Annotated in this window: 11 protein-coding genes; 2 read left to right on the top strand and 9 right to left on the bottom strand. The window is 54.2% G+C overall.

The features are described 5' to 3' along the window. Window positions 1–165 precede the first annotated feature (165 nt). Genes PGL01S_RS06190 through PGL01S_RS06180 form a run of 3 tightly spaced genes read right to left on the bottom strand, consistent with a single transcriptional unit; the run spans window position 166 to window position 2,698 of the window. Entirely contained in the window at window positions 166–813 is a 648-nt protein-coding gene (locus PGL01S_RS06190; RefSeq protein WP_127492542.1) for a carbohydrate-binding family 9-like protein, read from the bottom strand. A 14-nt stretch (window positions 814–827) separates the two neighbouring features. Continuing rightward, the gene (locus PGL01S_RS06185) at window positions 828–1,850 is read right to left on the bottom strand and encodes a Gfo/Idh/MocA family protein (protein ID WP_127492540.1); all 1,023 of its coding nucleotides are present in this window, start codon (window positions 1,848–1,850) and stop codon (window positions 828–830) included. Then, entirely contained in the window at window positions 1,850–2,698 is an 849-nt protein-coding gene (locus PGL01S_RS06180; protein WP_127492538.1) for a sugar phosphate isomerase/epimerase family protein, read from the bottom strand. Before PGL01S_RS06180 ends, PGL01S_RS06185 begins: the two co-directional genes overlap by 1 nt. A gap of 145 nt (window positions 2,699–2,843) precedes the next feature. Between PGL01S_RS06180 and PGL01S_RS06175 the strand changes: the two genes are divergently transcribed. Further along, a complete protein-coding gene (locus tag PGL01S_RS06175) occupies window positions 2,844–3,746 on the top strand; it encodes an AraC family transcriptional regulator (protein WP_127492536.1) in 903 nt (300 codons plus the stop codon). A 346-nt stretch (window positions 3,747–4,092) separates the two neighbouring features. Here PGL01S_RS06175 and PGL01S_RS06170 read toward each other — a convergent pair whose 3' ends face one another. The 6 genes from PGL01S_RS06170 to PGL01S_RS06145 form a co-directional block, all read right to left on the bottom strand. Further along, window positions 4,093–5,142 carry a LacI family DNA-binding transcriptional regulator gene (locus tag PGL01S_RS06170; RefSeq protein ID WP_127492534.1) on the bottom strand — a complete coding sequence of 350 codons (1,050 nt, stop codon included), beginning with the start codon at window positions 5,140–5,142 and terminating at the stop codon, window positions 4,093–4,095. 196 nt (window positions 5,143–5,338) lie between these two features. Beyond that, complete coding sequence (locus tag PGL01S_RS06165) at window positions 5,339–6,712, bottom strand: ABC transporter substrate-binding protein (protein WP_127492532.1); 1,374 nt, start codon at window positions 6,710–6,712, stop codon at window positions 5,339–5,341. 80 nt (window positions 6,713–6,792) lie between these two features. Next, complete coding sequence (locus PGL01S_RS06160; RefSeq protein ID WP_127492530.1) at window positions 6,793–7,632, bottom strand: carbohydrate ABC transporter permease; 840 nt, start codon at window positions 7,630–7,632, stop codon at window positions 6,793–6,795. A 14-nt stretch (window positions 7,633–7,646) separates the two neighbouring features. After that, window positions 7,647–8,540, bottom strand: coding sequence for a carbohydrate ABC transporter permease (locus tag PGL01S_RS06155; protein ID WP_127492528.1), 894 nt, complete (start codon window positions 8,538–8,540; stop codon window positions 7,647–7,649). A gap of 12 nt (window positions 8,541–8,552) precedes the next feature. Next, a complete protein-coding gene (locus PGL01S_RS06150; protein WP_127492526.1) occupies window positions 8,553–9,653 on the bottom strand; it encodes a Gfo/Idh/MocA family protein in 1,101 nt (366 codons plus the stop codon). 376 nt (window positions 9,654–10,029) lie between these two features. Continuing rightward, a complete protein-coding gene (locus PGL01S_RS06145) occupies window positions 10,030–14,634 on the bottom strand; it encodes an S-layer homology domain-containing protein (protein WP_127492523.1) in 4,605 nt (1,534 codons plus the stop codon). Window positions 14,635–15,010: 376 nt separating this feature from the next. Between PGL01S_RS06145 and PGL01S_RS06140 the strand changes: the two genes are divergently transcribed. Next, a complete protein-coding gene (locus tag PGL01S_RS06140) occupies window positions 15,011–18,829 on the top strand; it encodes a fibronectin type III domain-containing protein (protein ID WP_127492521.1) in 3,819 nt (1,272 codons plus the stop codon). The last annotated feature ends 2 nt before the right edge of the window (window positions 18,830–18,831 follow it).

The raw sequence follows: 18,831 nt of genomic DNA, 5'->3' as shown, positions 1-18,831 counted from the left end.
CCGTGTAATCAGCCCGTTGATATGTGGGTAACTATGTGAATAACTTTACGAAACTTTAATGAACCTAATTCGGCAGGTCGTGTATATTTAACCAGACATGAACGGAAATCTTCTGAGAATACACAAAAAAACAGCGGCGCAAGGCACCGCTGTTTTTAAACGTTCTTATCTAAATACCAGCGTTCCAAAGCTGTCGCTGCGATGAAAATTAGGGGTATCCGACTGAACCGGCGACCAGCTCAAGTAATGAGGGGCCGGCGTCAGATCGCCGCATTTATAGAAATTGCCCTTCATCACGGCACCGGGCTCCGCCCGGAAATCCGGAAACCAATATTTAAGGAAAGCAAACGGGATACGCAGGTTAAGCTCCCAGTACATTCTCCGGCATTCGGGATTCCATAAGCCAAGGACCGTGCGTATGCCGAACTGGCTTGCGGCTTCCGGCAGAATCCGCTTGCGTTTCGAGCCGCCGCTCTCCCCTATCTCCAAGAGCAGCACACCGGCGGCGTTCAGCTCGAAGTTGAGATAACGCGAATCCCGGGCGGGCAGCGGTTGAACGAAAAACTCCACGCAGCTGTCCTGATAGACCGGGTCGCCATGCTGTCTATGCCGCATGACCGGCGATTCCTCGTAAACCCTGAACTGCAGATGCAGCGCCTCTTCATCGTATACGCCGCGAACCTCCGTCTCGGGCGGCTGCTCTATATGAAGCCACTGCTGATAAGCAACCTCGGCGGGCGGCAGCGCCCGCCATTCTTTATCCGTATAGCCGGCAGCGCCGGCTGCAAATGAAAACTCATGCTGTTTGCTCATGGCATGGCGATCCTTTACGGTACGGCAATCCAAGCGCCGCGTTGATCTGCCGATTCCCGCTCCGCCGTTACGATCTCGATGCTGCCCTTTGTGCTCTCCGGAGTAGCCGCATCCAGCGGCAAGCCTTGAATAAGCGCTTCGATGAAATATTTTTGCTGATAGTAATAGCCCTGATCAGCCGGCAGCTCGGCCGTGAAGCCTGCTCCGTCATTCGGATTTACTTTGACGGAAGCGCCGTCGAACTGCACGTTGCCGTGCTCAAAGTTAACCTTGTAGCCCATCTCAAAGCCGAAGTCGCCATTTAACGTCCAGTCCACTTGGGCGGATACAATCTTGTTATCCGCATAACGGTAATGCGTGGAGACGATGTCGTAGCCGCTTCCCGCGATCACGTTTCTGCCGTAGCACGATACCGCTTCCGGTTTCCCGAACAGCCAATTCACGACATCCGTGTCATGCACGTGCATATCGAGCAAAGCGCCGCCGCCCTTTTCGTTCACCAGTACCCAAGGTCCCCAGGATGGCGTGCCGCCGCCGCGGTAGAAGTACGCGCTAGTTACATCGCCGAACCTTTTGCTGCTGACGAGCTCCTGCAGGTAGACATAAGCCGGCCAGAAGCGCAGGCATTGTCCGATCATCAGCTGCTTGCCGCTTTCTTCCGCAGCCGCAATCATGACGTCACACTCTTCCGCATTCATAGCCATCGGCTTCTCGCAGAGCACATGAACGCCGCTGCTTAAGCATTGGGTAGTGACATCGCAGTGCAGGAAGGTAGGCAGCGTTATATCCACCGCATCAAGCTGCTCGCTCTCCAGCATCGCTTGAACCGACGTATATTTGTTGAAACGGCCGTAATCGATCGCATTCTCCGAGGAAGTATCGATATTGCCGCCGCTGCCGCCGCCGTTCAGCTTCACTTCGTCCACGTCGCAAAGCGCTACGACGCGAATCGGCGCTCCTTCTCTTTCAAGGCGCAGGTAGTTCTCCAAGTGGGTCTTGCCCATAAAACCAAGTCCAATCAGTCCGATTTTAAGCATTAGCGATCCGTCCTCCCCAAGATGGCATCCATTGCAGCCGAAGTGTTATACACGATTTGTTTTGTATGATGGGTGTATGGCGGGATCATCTCCGCCGTTACGTAATCGTTATAGCCGATCGCTTCCAGCGCTTGAATCACGACCGGATAGTCCACATCACCCGCAAGCAGATCCACAAAGCCGTGAAGTCCGCCCGCTTGTCTGCGGTAATCCTTGAAATGTACCTTCTTGATCCGTTTGTTCAGGATCGAGATCCAATGCTCCGGATAGCCGGAATAAACAACATTGCCTACGTCGAAGTAAGAACCAACGTACTCAGAGCCAACCGCGTCGATAAATCCGCGCATTTCAAGCGGCGATAGCAGGAACTTGTTCCATACGTTTTCGATGCCGACGGCTACCTTCACCGCTTCCGCTTCCTTCGCCAGCTTCGTGAAGAAAGCCAGCGCATTGTCGTACGCCCGGTCATAAGGAACGACCGGCGCGTTCGGGATAAAATCAACGCCGACCGCTCCAGGCACGATCAGCACCGAATCCACGCCCAGCGCAGCCGCGTGCTCAAGCTGCTTTCTTGCAACGTCAAACGCTTTCGCGCTCACTTGCTCATTCTCGCTGGTTGGCGGGTAGTCCCAATACAAGCCGCTTGCCAGGCTCGACAGCTCGATACCGGTGTTATCCGCAAATTGGCGGATTGCGCGTACTTCTTCCGTTGTACTTTCCAGGCTTAGCTGGCCTGTCTCGTTCAACGACAGCTCGATGCCGTCAAAGCCCGCATCCTTCGCCAGTTCAATACTTTCCTCTATACTCATGCCTGCTGGAAATGACCAAATATTAATCCCTTTTTTCAAGTTGGGCAGCCTCCTTTAGCTCTTTATATTGCCATTATAAAGCCCGCCGCCAGGCCCTTCTTTAGCAAATCAGCCGGACCTTTTGCACAGGGCGAAAAGGATTTATAATTAGTGCAAACGGACATGAAAAGGGAGAGAGCCGAAGGTGGAATTCACTCGCCATACGCTGAAAGAAATGCTTGCGGTACGCAAGCTGATTTCGTTCCATTACTTTGAATTTGCGAAAGGCTACGTGTTCGAGGGAGAGCAGCACGACTTCTGGGAGCTGCTTTACGTGGACAAGGGAACCGTCGAGGTAAGAGCCGATGAGCAGACGCATCAGCTCGAGCAAGGCATGATCATCTTCCATAAGCCCGGAGAGTTCCATACGGTGAAGGTCGGCAGCCAGCATAAGCCGCCTAATCTGTTCGTTCTATCATTCGAGTGCGCTTCCCCGTGCATGGAAAGCTTCGAGAACCGGATCTTGCAGCTGGGGACAAAAGACCGGAATCTGCTGTCATTACTCATGCAGGAAGGCTTTTATTCCTTTGAACCGCCTTACGACAAGTCGGATATCCACGAGCTTGTTACCCGGGAGGACGCCCCTTTCGCCAGCGAGCAGGCGATGCGCAATTACTTGGAGATCCTGCTCGTTCAGCTGATCCGGCAGCAAGAAGAGGATGCCGACCGGCAATCCGCTCGCAAGCCCGCCTCCTTCCAGACGGAGAAAGCCGAGCAGCGGACGGCCGACCGGATTATCTCCTTCATGCGCGGACACTTGGGCGAGCAGTTGACCTTGGACAGGCTGTGCAAGGAGCTTCACTTGGGGAAAAGCCGGCTCAAGGAAGTATTCCACGCGCAGGCCGGCATTGGCCCGATGGACTACTTCAAGCAGCTCAAGATCGAGGAAGCAAAAACGATGATCCGCGAGCACCAATACAACATGACCGAGATTGCCGCCATGCTCGGCTATAGCAGCATTCATTATTTCTCGCGCGATTTCAAGAAGGCGACCGGCATGCCGCCTTCCGATTACGCCCGCACCGCCAAGGCCCGGGCGCAGGGGTGAGAAATCCCTTGGTTTATGTTGCACGATATGCAGTGTAATCGTACATTTGTGGCTCTCTAATAGCCATATCCTGCACGGAGTGCAGGATATCAGGGGAAAAACGGTTTATCTGAGCTCCTCTACGAACAATATACTGCATTCCATGCAGCCTATCTCATCAGCAGCCACTGTTTTGGGCCATTATCCTACACTTCGTGCAACGTAACTCCGCGTTTGCTATACGGTTGGCCGTTGGTCGGCAGCCTGCTTGGCGGAGCGCAGTTCTACTTGCAGAGTTCAATGCCATGCGCATAAAAAAAGGCGTCCCTTAAGCCATCAAGGATGACTTTAGGACGCCTTTACTCTTTTATTGCACGCTGCTGACGGCCGGCTGCTGAGACTCGGAAGAGCGGCGGTAGACCATCCGGTAAGGAATCGTCATGCGCACCGGCAGCGAGTATTGATGATTTAAATAATCGAGCAGCAGCTTCACCGCGTACATCCCCATCTCAAGCTTGGGTACATGAATGGTTGTAAGCGGCGGCGAAGTGAACTCGGAAATTTCGATATTATCGACGCCGGCGACCGCAATATCCTCCGGGATGCGAAGACCGCGCTCCGAAGCGGCGCGCATTGCCGCAATCGCCATCATATCGCTGGCCGCGAATATGGCGGTTGGCGAATAGCCTTTTTTCTCAAATGCCTGCTTGGTCAGCTCGTAGCTGAGGGATACATCCCACTTCACGTCGATGATCCAATTGTCGTTCAGCTCCAGCCCCGCTTCGCGCATCGCGCTTTGGTAGCCGAGGAATCGCTTCTCCTGACGGAAAGGATCGTTCAGCTCCGGACCGCCAATATAGCCAATTTGCTTATGTCCCTGCTTAATCAGATGCTGCACGGCTTCCTTCGCAGCGGCTTCGCGGTCGTAACAGACGACCGGAATCGTTCTGTCCGCCAAATCCACGCCAACAACAGCCTTCACGTTCTGCTTGATCCACTGGTACGCATCCGCATCAATCCGCTCGACAATAATCATGCCGTCAATCCGGTGCTCCTTCACGAGGGACTGCAGCTGCTGGATATCCTGCTGATTCTCGATGCTGTATACAAAATCCAGCCGCAGGCCGGACTCCGTCAATGCTTTCTCGATACCCTCCAGAATAACGGAGAAGTAAGGATTATTATATTTGTTCTGAGGAATGGCAACGACACAGCCGATATGAACCATCAGCTTGTTATCGGATTTGCCCAGCTTCTCCGCACGGTTCGCCTTGTAGCCGAGCTTCTCCGCAACTTCCCAAATTTTCTTACGGGTCTCTTCGCTGACGGAACGGGTGGAGTCATTCTTCATGACCCGCGATACCGTCGAGATCGATACCCCGACCTGCTCTGCAATATCCTTCAACTTGGCCATCATACGTTCCTCTCTGTTCCTATATCGAATATATGCTCTCTATAATTGCGGCAACAACGCAAAAGTTGCGGCAAATTCTATTGTATAGCCCTATTCATCAATAGTCAAGAAACACCGTCATTTCAGGCTTTCAGGCCTAAGCAAAAAAGGGAAAAGAAGCGACCAAACGCCTCTTTCCCCCGCTTTTTCCTTAACCCTCTTATTTCAGCTTGGATTCCAGATCCTTAATGGCCGCATCCACGTCGCCGTCGCCGGCAAGCGGATTCTTAAGCGATTGCTCGCCGTATGTCCATACCAGATCCGTCTTCTTCACCGTGAACGGCGAGATGATGCCGAACTGCTGCGCGTCGAGGAAGATTTTATTCGCTTCGCCTGCGGTTGCGATATAAGCATCGGATGCCGCTTTATTCGCCGGAATCGAGTAGCCTTGCTTCGCCAGCTCGGTTTGACCTTCAGGACCTGCCAGCCATGCCAGCAGCTTGTAAGCTGCCTCTTCATGCTTCGTGTTGCTCGAAATCGCGATACCGGCCGGTTGTACAACCGTTTTGTTTTCTTTGAATTTCGGGAGGTACGTAATGCCGTAATCCACCTTAGCTTCCTTGAAGTTGGTTGTATTCCAGTTGCCGCCCGGGTTCATCGCGACCTTGCCGGTTGTAATGCCGAGGTTCACCTGGCCGCCAAGACCTTCGATTTGCGCAGGCGTTGTATTGATTTTTTTCTTCGTTGCGTCAATAAAGAAGTCCAGTACTTGACGTGCTTCAGGGGTATTCAGGGCAAGCGATCCGTCATCGTTCACAAGCTTCGCGCCGTTGGACCACAGCTCCGGCTCCAGGAACCAATCCATGGAGGAACCAGGCGATACGGACATGCCCCATTGCACGATGTTGTTGCCGTCAAAGCCGGCTTCGCCAGGGTTCTTGCCGTTCTTGTCGAGCGTCAGCTTGGTTGCGATGTCGATAATCTCATCCCATGTTGGTTCAAGGGAAGGAACGGGCGCGTTCTTCGGATTTTTCTTCGGATCCGCAAAGATCGCTTTGTCGTAGTACCAGACGATAACGTTCGCGTCGATCGGAAGCGATACCTGCTTGCCGTTGTATTTATGTAGACCGAGCAGGCTTGGGTCAATATTGTTCAAGTCGAAGCCGTTGTCCGCAAGCGGACCGTCCAGTTCTTTGAAGATGCCAAGCTCGGCATATTTCTCAATAAAGGCGTAGCTGGTTTTGAATACGTCGGGAAGCGTGCCGCCAGCGGCGTTAGCCGTCAGACCGTCCCAATAGCTGCCCCAGTCCTTGCCTTCCAGCTTAACGGTAATGCTCGGATTGGCTTCCATGAATTTGTCCAGAAGCTCTTGCGTACGCTGCAGCTCTTCCGCCGTTCCCCATTGCGAATACGTAATCGTAACCGGCTCGGCTGGCTTCTCTGTCTGCTCGGCACTGCCGTTATCGCTTTGCCCGCCGTTTGCCGCCGTGTTCGAACCGCCATTATTGTTGCTGCTGCCGCAGCCGGAGATAATAATCGTCATGGATAATACCAGCGTAAAAAGACCCAATAACCACTTTCTGTTTGTTTTCATATCCAGTTCCCCTTTAGATTATTTTGAAAACAGCAGTATTGAAAATCTTATGCCTGCCCGTGTTGTTCTCCCTATCGTCCTTACCCCTTCGAACCCGTGAGCACCACCCCCTCAACGATATAGCGTTGCGCGAACAGGAACAGCAGACCGATTGGCACAATGCTGATAAAAGCGCCGGCGGCAAGCGCCGGGAAATCCTGACTCGTCTGGCCGATGAGCAGCTGCAGACCAACGCTGAGGGTAAACATGTTGTTGCTCTTGATGTAAAGGAATGGTCCCAGGAAATCGAGCCATGAGTTCACGAAAGCAAAGATTACGGTCGTGACGACAATCGGTTTGGACAGCGGCATGATAACCTTCGTAAACACGGTCCACCGGTTCCCTCCGTCGAGATAAGTCGCTTCGTCAAGCTCTTGAGGGATCGTCATGAAAAATTGCCGGAACAAGAAAATGTAGTACGCGCCGCCAAGCCATGCCGGAACGATGAGCGGCAGCCACGTATCCACCCAGTGCAGCTTCGTAAAGAGCACGTAGGACGGGATCATCAGAATGGACGGCGGGATCATCAGCGTCATCAGGACGATCGGGAACAGCCGGTCCTTGTATTTGGTTGAAAAACGCGAGAAGCCGTAAGCTACGATCGAGCTGGACAATACCGCGCCAAGCACCACAAGCGCGGAGATGGCGAAGGAGTTCTGGATCCACCTCCACATCAGCGGCTGTACATCAAACAGCCTGTTGAACGCTTCGAAGTTGAGCGATTCCGGCAGCAACGTCGGAGGAACCTTGTACGTTTCGGCTTTTGTCTTGAGCATCGTCGACAGCATCCATACGAGCGGTCCCGCGAACAGCACCAGCGCGGCTGTCAGAAGCGCGTATTTGCCGGTTTGCTTCATCACGCGTCTGTTAGACGTAGTCATCTTGTATCCCCCTTCTATTTCTCGCCTTCATAATAGACAAACCGCTTCGACAGCTTCATCAGAACAAACGTAACCAGCGAGATCAGCGCGAACAGGAAGATGGACTGCGTCATCGCCATGCTGAATTTCAAATCCGTAAACGCCGATTTGTAGATGTTATAGACAAAGGTGTACGCCGCGTAATTGGGCCCGCCCTTCGTCAGTAGCAGCGCTTCCGTAAACATCTGAAAGTTGTACATCGTCTGGATAATGACAACAAACAAAATGGAAGGACTGATCATCGGAAGCGTCACGCGGAAGAACGATTGAACCTTGTTAGCCCCATCGATGAGAACCGCTTCATACAGATGCTTCGGCACGTTCTTGAGAGCGGCCAGGAAGATAAGAACCCCGCTCCCCGAAATCCATACCTGCAGCAGGATAATAACCGGCTTGATCAAGCCTTCACTGCCCATCCAGTCGATCTTGCCGATCCCAAACACGGACAACCCCGCGTTCAGAATGCCGAATTCCGAGTTGAAGACCAGGCGCCAGATGATGACGGTCGCCACGATCGGCACCAGCGTCGGCAGGTAATAAAAGGTCCGGTAAAGGGCGATGCCTTTGACGTTCATATTGAGCAGCAAGGCCAGCAGCAGCATGCCCGCCGTTACGATCGGAACGCCAATGATGACGAAGTAGGCCGTGTTCCCCAAGCTTTTGCTGAAGATCGGATTATTGAACATGTCCACGAAGTTCGATAACCCGACGAAGTTATAGTTCGCCGCGCCCGGCAGGCGGGCATCGGTAAACGCGTAAAACACGGAAGTACCGAAAGGAACAAGGAAAAAGAGCGAGAATCCGATTATCCAAGGGGAAATAAATAAGAAGAAAATAAGTGTGTCGTATCTTCTCAGCTTGCTTTTCATCCGGGCACCCCCTTACTTCATTAGTTCGTTCACGTATACATAGCGTTCTTCCACGATGGATTTCTCCGCCGCCAGCGCAATCAGAAGCGCGTCTCTGCCGACATAAGCGGAGGCAAAAGGCTGCTTGCCTTCCTTCACGCTTTTCACGAATTCGATCCGCTGCGTTTGTCCGCCGGTATGTCCGCCCATGATGGAGTCCGAGGTAACGTCGATATCGAGATGATCGCGGGTAAAGTTTTGTCCGCCAACGATGTCGATCGTCTTGTCGTTCTTCGCTACCATCTGACCGCCGTTCTCGCCGATCAGCCCGATCTCAAGGCCGTCCCCCATCAAATTGCGAGGCTTCAGATACATGCAGAGGCCAAGATTCGCCTTGCTTCCGTTCTCGTATTCAATCGTTACCCAGGCATGGTCGACGATCGAGACATCTTCGATTGGCTTAGCCGGATAGTGGCTGTAGGAGTTCGTAATCAGGTTCGGCTGCCCCTGCTTCATTACGTGTTGGCCGCCGGTTGCGAATACCCGTACCGGCTTCGAGCCGATCATCCAGTTGAAAATATCAAAGTGATGGCAGTCCTTCTCGACCAGCGCGCCGCCCGATTTGTTCTTGTCATAGAACCATTCCGTCGGAGGGAACGGATCGCGGAACTCCTTGCACCACATCAGCTTTACATCGCCAAGGCGGCCCCGCTCAAGCTCCTCGGCCATTCTCCGGTATACATTGGAGTAACGGTACACGAGGCCGATCTGCAGAATGCGGTCGTTTGCCTCAGCTGCCTCAATAATCGCGTTGCAGTCCTCAAGGGTATGGGCAACGGGTTTTTCCAGAAAGACATGCTTGCCGGCTTCGAGAAAAGCGACCGCTACTTCACGGTGCAAATAGTTCGGCACGCTGATGACAACCGCATCGATGTCTTCTTTATGTAAGAGCTCTTTATAGTCGGCTACGATAACCGGCTTGCTGTTCTTCAGCTCCGCAAGCGTACGGTCCACGTTGGCCTGGTTCATGTCGCAAATATAATTCACCTTGCATTCCGGCAGCAGATCAAAACCGATGCAATGATGCGAGCCCATATCTCCCACGCCGATAAATGCCATTCTCAGTTTTTCCATGTCTACACTCTCCATCGATAATTTTGCGCCAAATATGATCCGGATCGTTACAACTCATGGCGAGTAGTCGTTTTCATGTTCTGATCATAACGCAGCCTTCACGACAAGTCAACAATTTTTGGGTAAAATACCTGACATGTTTGCGCCAAAATTTTTTTATTTGTTTTTCTCAGTAATAACGCGGGTTTTTTGCTAAATATTTAAACATATCGCTCCACAAAATTTGGAAATATGACACCGATAAGTCAAGTTTAGTTTAGGTATTTGCGCCAAATTAAATGTATTTTAAGCAAAATTCGCCAAGAAATTTCTGCCAAACATTCTTGGGGCAAAAAGAGACTGCCCAGCATTTCCGGGCAGTCTCTCGTGCACACTCTTATTTCAACAGCATTTCCATCAATCGAAGCGTAATAACCGCAGCCTCCGCGCGCGACACGCCTTCCTGAGGACGGAACCGGCCGTCCTCATCGCCGATCAATAGACCAAGCTGCTTCGCCTTTATTACGCTATCTGAGGCCCAATCGCTAATCTGTTCCGCATCCCGATAGCTTGCGTCTTCATGATTAGGTGACGTTACCGCAGCTGCTTCCCCGGAAATCTTAGCGGCCGCCCGAATCGCCAGAACAGCCAGCTCCTCACGGGTGATTTCCGCATTCGGCCGGAACGTATCGCCGTAACCATTCATTAATCCCGCTGCCAAAACTTCCTTCAACTCCTCCGTATACCAAGCCTGTGCCGGAACATCCCGGAACGGCGTTTGCGTTCCGCCGTCCGGCACCGTCCCAAGCCCCAGTATTCTTGCAAGCATGGCGGCAAGCTCTACGCGGGTAACGGAACGGTTAGGCGCAAACCTATCGCGGTCTACTCCCTGCATCACTTGCTTGGCCGCCAGCGCTTCGATGGCGTCCGCCGCCCAATGTCCTGCCGCGACATCACGGAAGACCTTCTCGTAATTCAGCCATTGATAGGTCCCCGGGGCTGTTATTTGCGCCGTTAATACTCCGCTACGGAAGCTCGCAGAGGCCGCTTTTAACCGTTCATTCTGAATACCGTAAAGATTAACGGCATTTACATCCGTCGAATCGGACTTCAAGGACACTTTGACGGGCGTAGCCGCAAAATCAATCGTCTTCTCCCCCGTAGCCGTAGTTACCGCAAGCCCAAAGGAAACCGCCTGCCCGATCCCTTGTGCCGCAACGTTATCCTTCGCTGCATAGGAAGCCAGATCCAAGCCGGGCTTAACCGTAATCGTCAGCCAAGCCGCGCCGCTTCCAGCTTGCTCCTTCGCCTTGGCCAGCAGGGAACCCGGCAGCTCCCAGCTTACTTTCCCGTCCGAAACAACAATGGACGGATTATCCGCGAGAGCCGACGCCTGAAGAGGCACCTCGAGTTTCTCTTTGCCTGTAAGCAGCGTAACAGCTAGCTTACCGTCCGTGAGAACCGGATTGTTCAGGCGCTGAACCTTGCCGTCATCCGCCGCCGGCGCCGAGCCGTTCCCGCTGCCCGCACTTCCGGACGAGCCGGTTACCGTCAGACTGCCAACCCCGTATCTTCCGTCCGGACGTTTCCCGTCAATTGCCAGCTCCATGCCCGGAGAATCCGTAGCCGGATCGATGACGGCAATAAGCAGCTTGTAGCTGCCTGCCGCAAGCGTACTTGGCAAATTCAACTGCTGTTCCAGCACATGTCGGCCCGGCAGAAGCGTACGCAGATCGGTATTCTGCCGCTCTTTGTACACGATTGTTCCGTTGGCGTCGGCAAGGCTGTATTCCAGCTTCCAATCCTGATAGAACGGAGCAACCCCTTTATTATTTAGAACCGTCTCGAAGGAAATCGATGTTCCGTGCGCCGCGGAGTCCGAATGCTTAACCGCCTCGATAACATAGCGGTAGCCCATCATTTTCTGCATCGTCTCGATGTTCGACTGAATGTCGGTTCCGTAAGCCGTGCGCGCCGGGGAAGACGGACCAAGCCACGAGGTATGGCTGACCCGCATCTGGCGCAAAGATTCCATTACGGCATCATCGGTCAGCCAGCTTTCCGGGTTGCCGTTGGCAAACTCTCCGCCGGAGTACGCATACTTCCAAAAGTCCGGCATTGCCGAAGCCGCTTGCGCAGATGCCGCATCCGCCGGATTATCCACGAATTCTCCGATGCCCGACCAGCCGTTTTGCGTCCAGCCGACCCACTCGTCCGTGCTGGATTTGATGCCGAACACGTCGTTAAACAATCCGGTCCGCTGCTCGCTTGCGATCGGGAACGGCTTTCTCATGCCAATCTGCTTATGCTTGAACGCGTCCAGGTAGTGCTGAACGTACTGATCGGAAATACTCAGCTTCGGAAACACGCCGGAGCCGCTTGGCCACGTATGCCACTCTCCCCAGTGACCCAGGCTTCCCAATTGCACGAAAGCAATCCGCGGATCATTGTCATACCGCTCGGCTACCTTGGCAATCATCCGCTCATGCTCGGCCAGCAGCGTCTCGCTGTTGTAATTCGGGCTAAAGCCGGAGCCAACTTCCTGCGTATCGTACCAGGTGCCGGCATTCCCTTCCGCGGCAAGCTCATCGTACAGCCAGTCCGGAATATCCTTATGGGACGGATCGGCCGTTGGCGTATCCATTACAATCCGCAGATTGATTCGTTTGCCCTGCGAAGCCCAATAAGCGAACTGATATTTCTGCTCGATGCCCGCCCAGTCGAACTGCCCTTTTACCGGCTCCAGCTCCCGCCACGAAATCCCCGCATACACCAGACTGTGCTGCTGCGGATACGGAGTGCCGTCCGCTTTGGAAGAATCCTTCGCCCAAGCCACCCATCCCATAAAAGGATTGTTCAGCAGCTCAAAGCTTTGGCGCGGGTAAAATACGCCTGCCGTCTCCTGCGTCCGCGCCGTATTGTCCACGGTCAGCGGCGCGCTGCCGCCCATCGGCAGCTGCAGCATGCCGCGGTTAGCATAGCCAAGCTTGATTGGAGCCGGTTCATCAAGACCCAGCTGATCCAGGTATACGTTGATTTCAATCGCATCGTCCGTTACAGCCAGATAAACCGGACCCTTCTCCTCCCAGGAGCCATTCTGTTGGTTGTATTCGTACAACGTCCCCCGGTCGATTTTGTAATCGAAGCCTCCCTCCGTCCATAAGCCGGTTGACGCTCCCGTAGCGGAATCGCCATCCGTATTCAGATAATAGACGTTACGCAGATCGAGGTTCTTGCCCTTCACCCGGACGTACAGCTTGCGCTCGTCCTGCACTGCGTCCAGCACATAGGAGGAACCGCCAGCGGCGGCGCCAAGCTCCACCCCGCTCCAATCGCTGTCGTCCCCGTCTACCGTTATTGAAGAACCGCTGCTGCGGAGCTGGATGACAGCCGGATCGCCGCTTGCATCTGGCGCGGCATAGCTGTTGCTCAGGAATCCGGCATGAATGGACTGCTCATCGGTAATCCCAAGCTCGCTAAGCGGCACGGACCATTCAATCACTTTATGATCGCCCGTTCCCGCACTGACATAAGGGAATACCGCAGGCGTCTGATCCCAGCCGCCGCTTCCGTTCGAGGCGTACAGAATGGCCGTCTGAACCAGGTATTCGGCGCCGAGCTTGCCCGCCCACGCCCAGCTGGAGGTACCGGTGGAAGGATTTTTGTCCGTATCCAGGAACAGATGCTCCCACAGATTAGGGAACTCGGCATTATCGATTCGGCCATCAATGAGTGCAAATAACTTGTCGTCCGTCACGTATGTTTTCACCGTCGTCAGCCCGTCCGCCGTAACGGTCAGTGGCTGAATACCCGCCCAATCCGAGGGATCGCCGTCCACCGTTAATTGCGGCTTCGCCATGAGGCTAATCTCCGCGGGATCGCCGGCAGGGCCCGGCATGGCATAGTTATTGCTTAGAAAAGCAACATGAACCGACTTTGCGTCGCCGGCATGCAGGTCGGCAAGAGGCAGCGTCCATTCAATCGTCTTGGCATCACCCGTTCCGGAACGGGCATAGCTCAGTCCGGTCGCCGCCTCCTGCCAGCCGCCGCTTCCGTTTGCCTCATAGAGAAAACCGGATTGGACGAGATATTCCGAGCCCAGCGTGCCCGCCCATGCCCACATCGCATTGCCGGTCGAAGGCTTGCGGTCAACGTCGATCAGCAGATGCTCCCACAAATCCGGGAATTCGCCGTTGTCGATGCGTCCCTCGATCAGCATGTGCAGGGCATCCGACGATACCGCGTACTTCACCGTCGTTTTCCCGTCCGTGCTGCGGAGCAGCTCAGGCACGTCAGCCCATTCGGCACCATCCCCGTCAATGGCCAGATTGGTTGGAGGCGGAGGAGCCGCTTGCGCCGCGCCGCCGGAGGAGGAAGGCTGCACAGGGACCATTAACTCGCCAAGCTCCGGCAGCATCGAGCCTTCCGACAACAGGCCCACCTTGATTTTGCCGGCAGGATCGGCAGCCGGAAGCGCCGTCAGGTCAATCTCGTATTCCGCTACGGTGTCGTTATCCTTCAGCACAACCTGTCCCCGCTGCACCCAATTTCCATTCTCGTACGCATATGCCGCATCGCCTTCGATCTTGTAATCAATGCCGCCAGAATCCTTCCACCCGGCTATATTCGCTCCCGTTGCCGCATTATTATCGGCATTTATGTACAGCGTCTTGGCGCGGTTCATCCCGCTTCCCTTCGCCATGACATAAAGCTTGCCGTCCTGATTAACGGCTTTAATGGATTCCATCCGGTTATTAGCCGTTGCCTGATTCGTGTGCCCGCCATTCCAATCCTCGAAATTCCCGTACAGCGGCGAGGCACCGGAACCGGCTTCCGCAGCTGTCGCAGGCAGCCCGGCAGCCGGAAGAGCCCCCATCATTGCCGCCAATGCCGTTAACGCTAACTTTTTCCCCGTCTTGCCCATCGTTTCCCCATCCCTTCGGTTTGTCCTTCCGTTTGAAGCGATTCTCGACGAACTCTCCCCTAGACGTTGCTCTGCCAATCGCAGCCTCCTTTGTTTGTATAAGCGCTAGACGCTTGTTGCCCCTCATTCTAGTAAATATTTACACAAATTTCAATCATTTTTAGGAAAATATTTATATTGTTTGCGGCAAATATTTTATCTGACTAATAATTAATCGTTTCATCCTTTAAGGGCACTAATCGTTGAAACAGTGAGCCTGTCTCTTGGGAAACTATGAATTTATTTGTTGTATTCCTGTAAATGCTCGATTATAATGGCCTCGTTGGTGCATGAGCATTTCATTTGTCTTGTTAATTTTCTTAATTTTTTGCGCCAAAATTATGCAAGAATTTAGGAGGTGATTTGTCCGAATTTTCAGACGGAATACAGTTCAAAAAAAAGAGGAGTGACTATTTTGCTTACAGCCTTCCATCGTTTGGCTCGCCGAATGCTCACCGCATCCCTTGTCCTGCTGCTGTTGTTTCCGACATTCCGCGCTCCCGGCCTCGCGCCGTCCGCACACGCCGCCATCGGCAAAGATCCCTTGTACGGCAAAGTACCCGGTCTCAGCGAATACAGCCGGGTTATGATCTGGTACGGCACCAATACCGCAACCCAGACTCAGCTTGATACGTTAAAGACGTACGATCTTGTGATTCTTGAGCCTACCATCCGCATCATTAACGTCGCAAAGAACCAATTCTACTTCGAGACGTTTACCCCCAATCAGGTTAACGAAGTAAAACGGGGCGTTGACGGCATTCTCGGTACGGCCGACGATGTCATCGTGCTGGCCTATATGTCGGTTGGCGAGCTGGCTACCTCCAGCGTATTTACCGGCTTTACCGGCGATATGACGATTCAGAACGGCAAGGACGTCGGCCTGCTTCCGGCGGATTACAGCGGACCAAGCGGACCGCTGCACGGTCCTAATCCTTGGAATTACAACAGCTCCGGCAATTACATAAACGTGGAAGGCGGCGCAACGCCGGACGGCACTTATAATTCCGGTTACAACAGCTACGCGGGCATCTCGATTGCGAACGACTACTCCTCTACCGGCAATCTGCTCAGCTGGAGCAATAACGGTCTGATGCCTTGGTATCTGGATCAGCAAGGAACCTGGGTGAACGACTCCCGCTATATGTACGGAGGGTATTGGAAATCCGGGGACGGCGTTGCCGACAAGAACAAAACCTACGGAGGCGGCTATATAAACGGCGGCGATCCGACGTGGAAGAAGCTTATTACCTTCATGACCGACAAGCTGGAGCATGATGCCGGGTACGACGGCGTGTTCCTGGATACCGTCGATACGCCGGATCCGATCGGCGGCGCAGGCCCAACCACCTCCTGGGGTCCGCGCGGCAACTTCGGTTTCACGGCCAAAGGCATGGTTGAGCTGGTCGAAGCGGTCAAAGCCGTTGACCCGACCAAGATTGTCGCGGCGAACCGGGGCTATTGGTATTTCAACCCGGACGAAGGCACCTCCCAATTCGCCGAGCGCTATCGGCATGCGATTAACATTTTCCTGACCGAATCCTGGTATTACAACCCCTACATCACGTCAGGCTCCAAATTCTATGACGAGAACGCGGCATTCGCAGACAACTGGAACACCAATTCCGCCTCCCCTACCTACCGCAGCCGCGACAACTTTGGAGGCTTCTGGAAAGACTACATGAACGCCCAGGCGAATCAGCCGGACGGCTTCAACATCATCATCTGCGACTTTACGATTCCTTCCGCAAGCACAAACAAATGGATGAACGAAATCGTGAATAACAGCCACTACATGGGTTACGACGTAAGCGGTGCCACCAATTTCACCAATATGTACCAAGACGCGAAAAACTGGCTGGATGCAAGCGGCCAGCCTTCTTCCTCGCTCGCCGGCATGCATCCGACCGATCTGCAGGGCGGCTTCAATATCGACGGGCAGTTCTCGGACTGGGCCAGCGAAACGCCAATCTACAGCGATCCGGCGGGCAGCAATGCCAAAGGCATAACGAAGGTGTACGCCAAGTTCGCCGGCGATAAATTCCTGATGAAGATTGATGCCTTATCCACGATAAACATGCAAGGGGAAATGCTCTACTTCGATTACGACAAAAAAGGAGCAACCGGCTGGCAAGGCGTGGCCTGGCCCATTACGCCGGATTCCCGCATCTATTTCGAGAACATGAACAAGGTGTACCTCGCCCCGCATGTAAGCGGGCAAGCCGACGTGTTCAAGTTCCCGTCCACAACCGTCGGCAACAACGGATGGCCGGTAATCGCGAAGCAAACCGGCAATTCGGTTGAGCTGATGTTCGACGCGGACTATATTTTCCCGGATTCGCTTGCCGGGCAGGATATCTGGATGTGGTTCCGGACAGCCAACTTTGGCGGCTCGTCTGTTAAATTTACCGTTCCGGGCTCGCCTGCCGTGCCAAGCGCTCCAACCGGACTGTCGGCTTCGCCGGGCAACGCCCAGGTATTCTTAAGCTGGAGCCCGAATTCCGAGTCCAATCTGGCAGGCTATAACGTCTATCGCGGCGGCACCAAGCTTAACAGCACCCTTGTGACCAGCCCATCCTATACCGCAACGGGTCTGACAAACGGCACCAGCTATAGCTTCCAGGTTGCAGCCGTGAATGCAAACGGCGTCCAGTCGGCACTCAGCTCAGCGGTATCCGCCACTCCCGCTGCCCCTGTTGCGCCCGCTGCTCCTGCCGGACTGACCGCAACTGCCGGCAACGGCCAGGCCGTCTTAAGCTGGACCGCCAATACGGAAGCGAACCTCTCGGGGTATAACGTGTACCGGAACGGCACGAAAGTAAACAGCTCTCCGATAACCGGAACTTCTTACACCAATACCGGTTTAACAAACGGCACGGCCTACAGCTTCCAGGTATCCGCGGTGAACAATGCCGGTCAGGAGTCTCCGCTGAGTTCTGCCGTATCCGTAACGCCTAGCGGTACTACGCAAGCGACAATAACAATCGACGGAGCAGCCTCGGACTGGAGCGGAATCCCCGCGCTTGCTTCCGGCACCTCCGATGTGCAGGTACTTAAGGCGTCCAATACCGCAAGTCAGCTGTACCTGCTTGTCCAAGGCAATAACCTGAATGTCAAAGGCCAGCTGTTCCTCGATACGGACAACAACCCGCTGACCGGTTATAACGCGGCCGGCTGGAACACCTCCGGCGCGGAAAGCGGCGCCGAATACATGATCGAGAACAATATCGTGTACCGCAACAACGGCGCAGGCTGGTCGTGGACGTCAGTCCGTACGCTTAGCACCGCCGAGTTCCAGCGCAACAACAATGTCGTTGAGCTGTCGATCCCGCTGAGTACGCTTAACCTCGCAAACGGAAACACCATCCGGGCCGGCTATATCAGCAACGACTCGGCGGTGAACCGGCTGCCCGGCAGCAGCGGCGTTCTGCCCGGCTATACGCTTGGCAGCGGCGGAACCGGCGGAGGCGGCACAACGCCGGATACGACAGCGCCTTCCGTTCCGGCTGGTCTAACCGCTTCCGCAGGCAGCGGCCAGGTCACGTTAACCTGGTCGGCCAACGCCGAATCCGATCTGCAGGGCTACAACGTTTACCGGGGGACAACAAAGTTAAATACGGCCCCCGTGACAGGAACGACTTATACCGCTACCGGACTAACCAACGGCACCTCCTATTCGTTCCAGATCAGCGCCGTGGATACAAGCAATAATGAATCCGCCAAATCAACCGCCGTCAGCGCGACACCTCAGGCCGTTACCACGATAACAATCGACGGCAGCGCAAGCGACTGGGGATCGGTCCCGGCACTAAACGGCAGCGCAGGCGGCACCATTACCGCCATGAAAGCGAAAAACGACGGCACCAACCTGTATCTGCTTATTCAAGGCAGCGGCTTGAACGCCAAAAGCCAGTTCTACCTGAACACGGATAATAACGCGTCTTCCGGCTATAATCCCGCGAACTGGGCAACAAGCGGCGTGGATACCCTGCTGGAGAATCAGAACCTTTTCGCCTACAGCGGAACGGGCAATAGCTGGACTTGGAGCCTGGCTTCTACGCTCAGCGCCTCCCAGTATGTCCGCAACGATACGGTTATTGAAGTCGCAGTCCCTCTTTCTTCTCTTGGTTTAACGCCGGGCAGCACCATCCGCCTAGGCTTCATCACTAACGATTCAACCGTGAACCGGCTTCCGGCCGCAAACGGAACGTTGTTAAGCTATACGTTGTCTTAAAG

Source organism: Paenibacillus glycanilyticus NBRC 16618, from assembly GCF_004000805.1.
In the GTDB taxonomy this organism is placed as follows: domain Bacteria; phylum Bacillota; class Bacilli; order Paenibacillales; family Paenibacillaceae; genus Pristimantibacillus; species Pristimantibacillus glycanilyticus.
The sequence above is the reverse complement of the archived record's forward strand: the minus strand, read 5'-3'. Positions and strand labels throughout refer to the sequence as shown.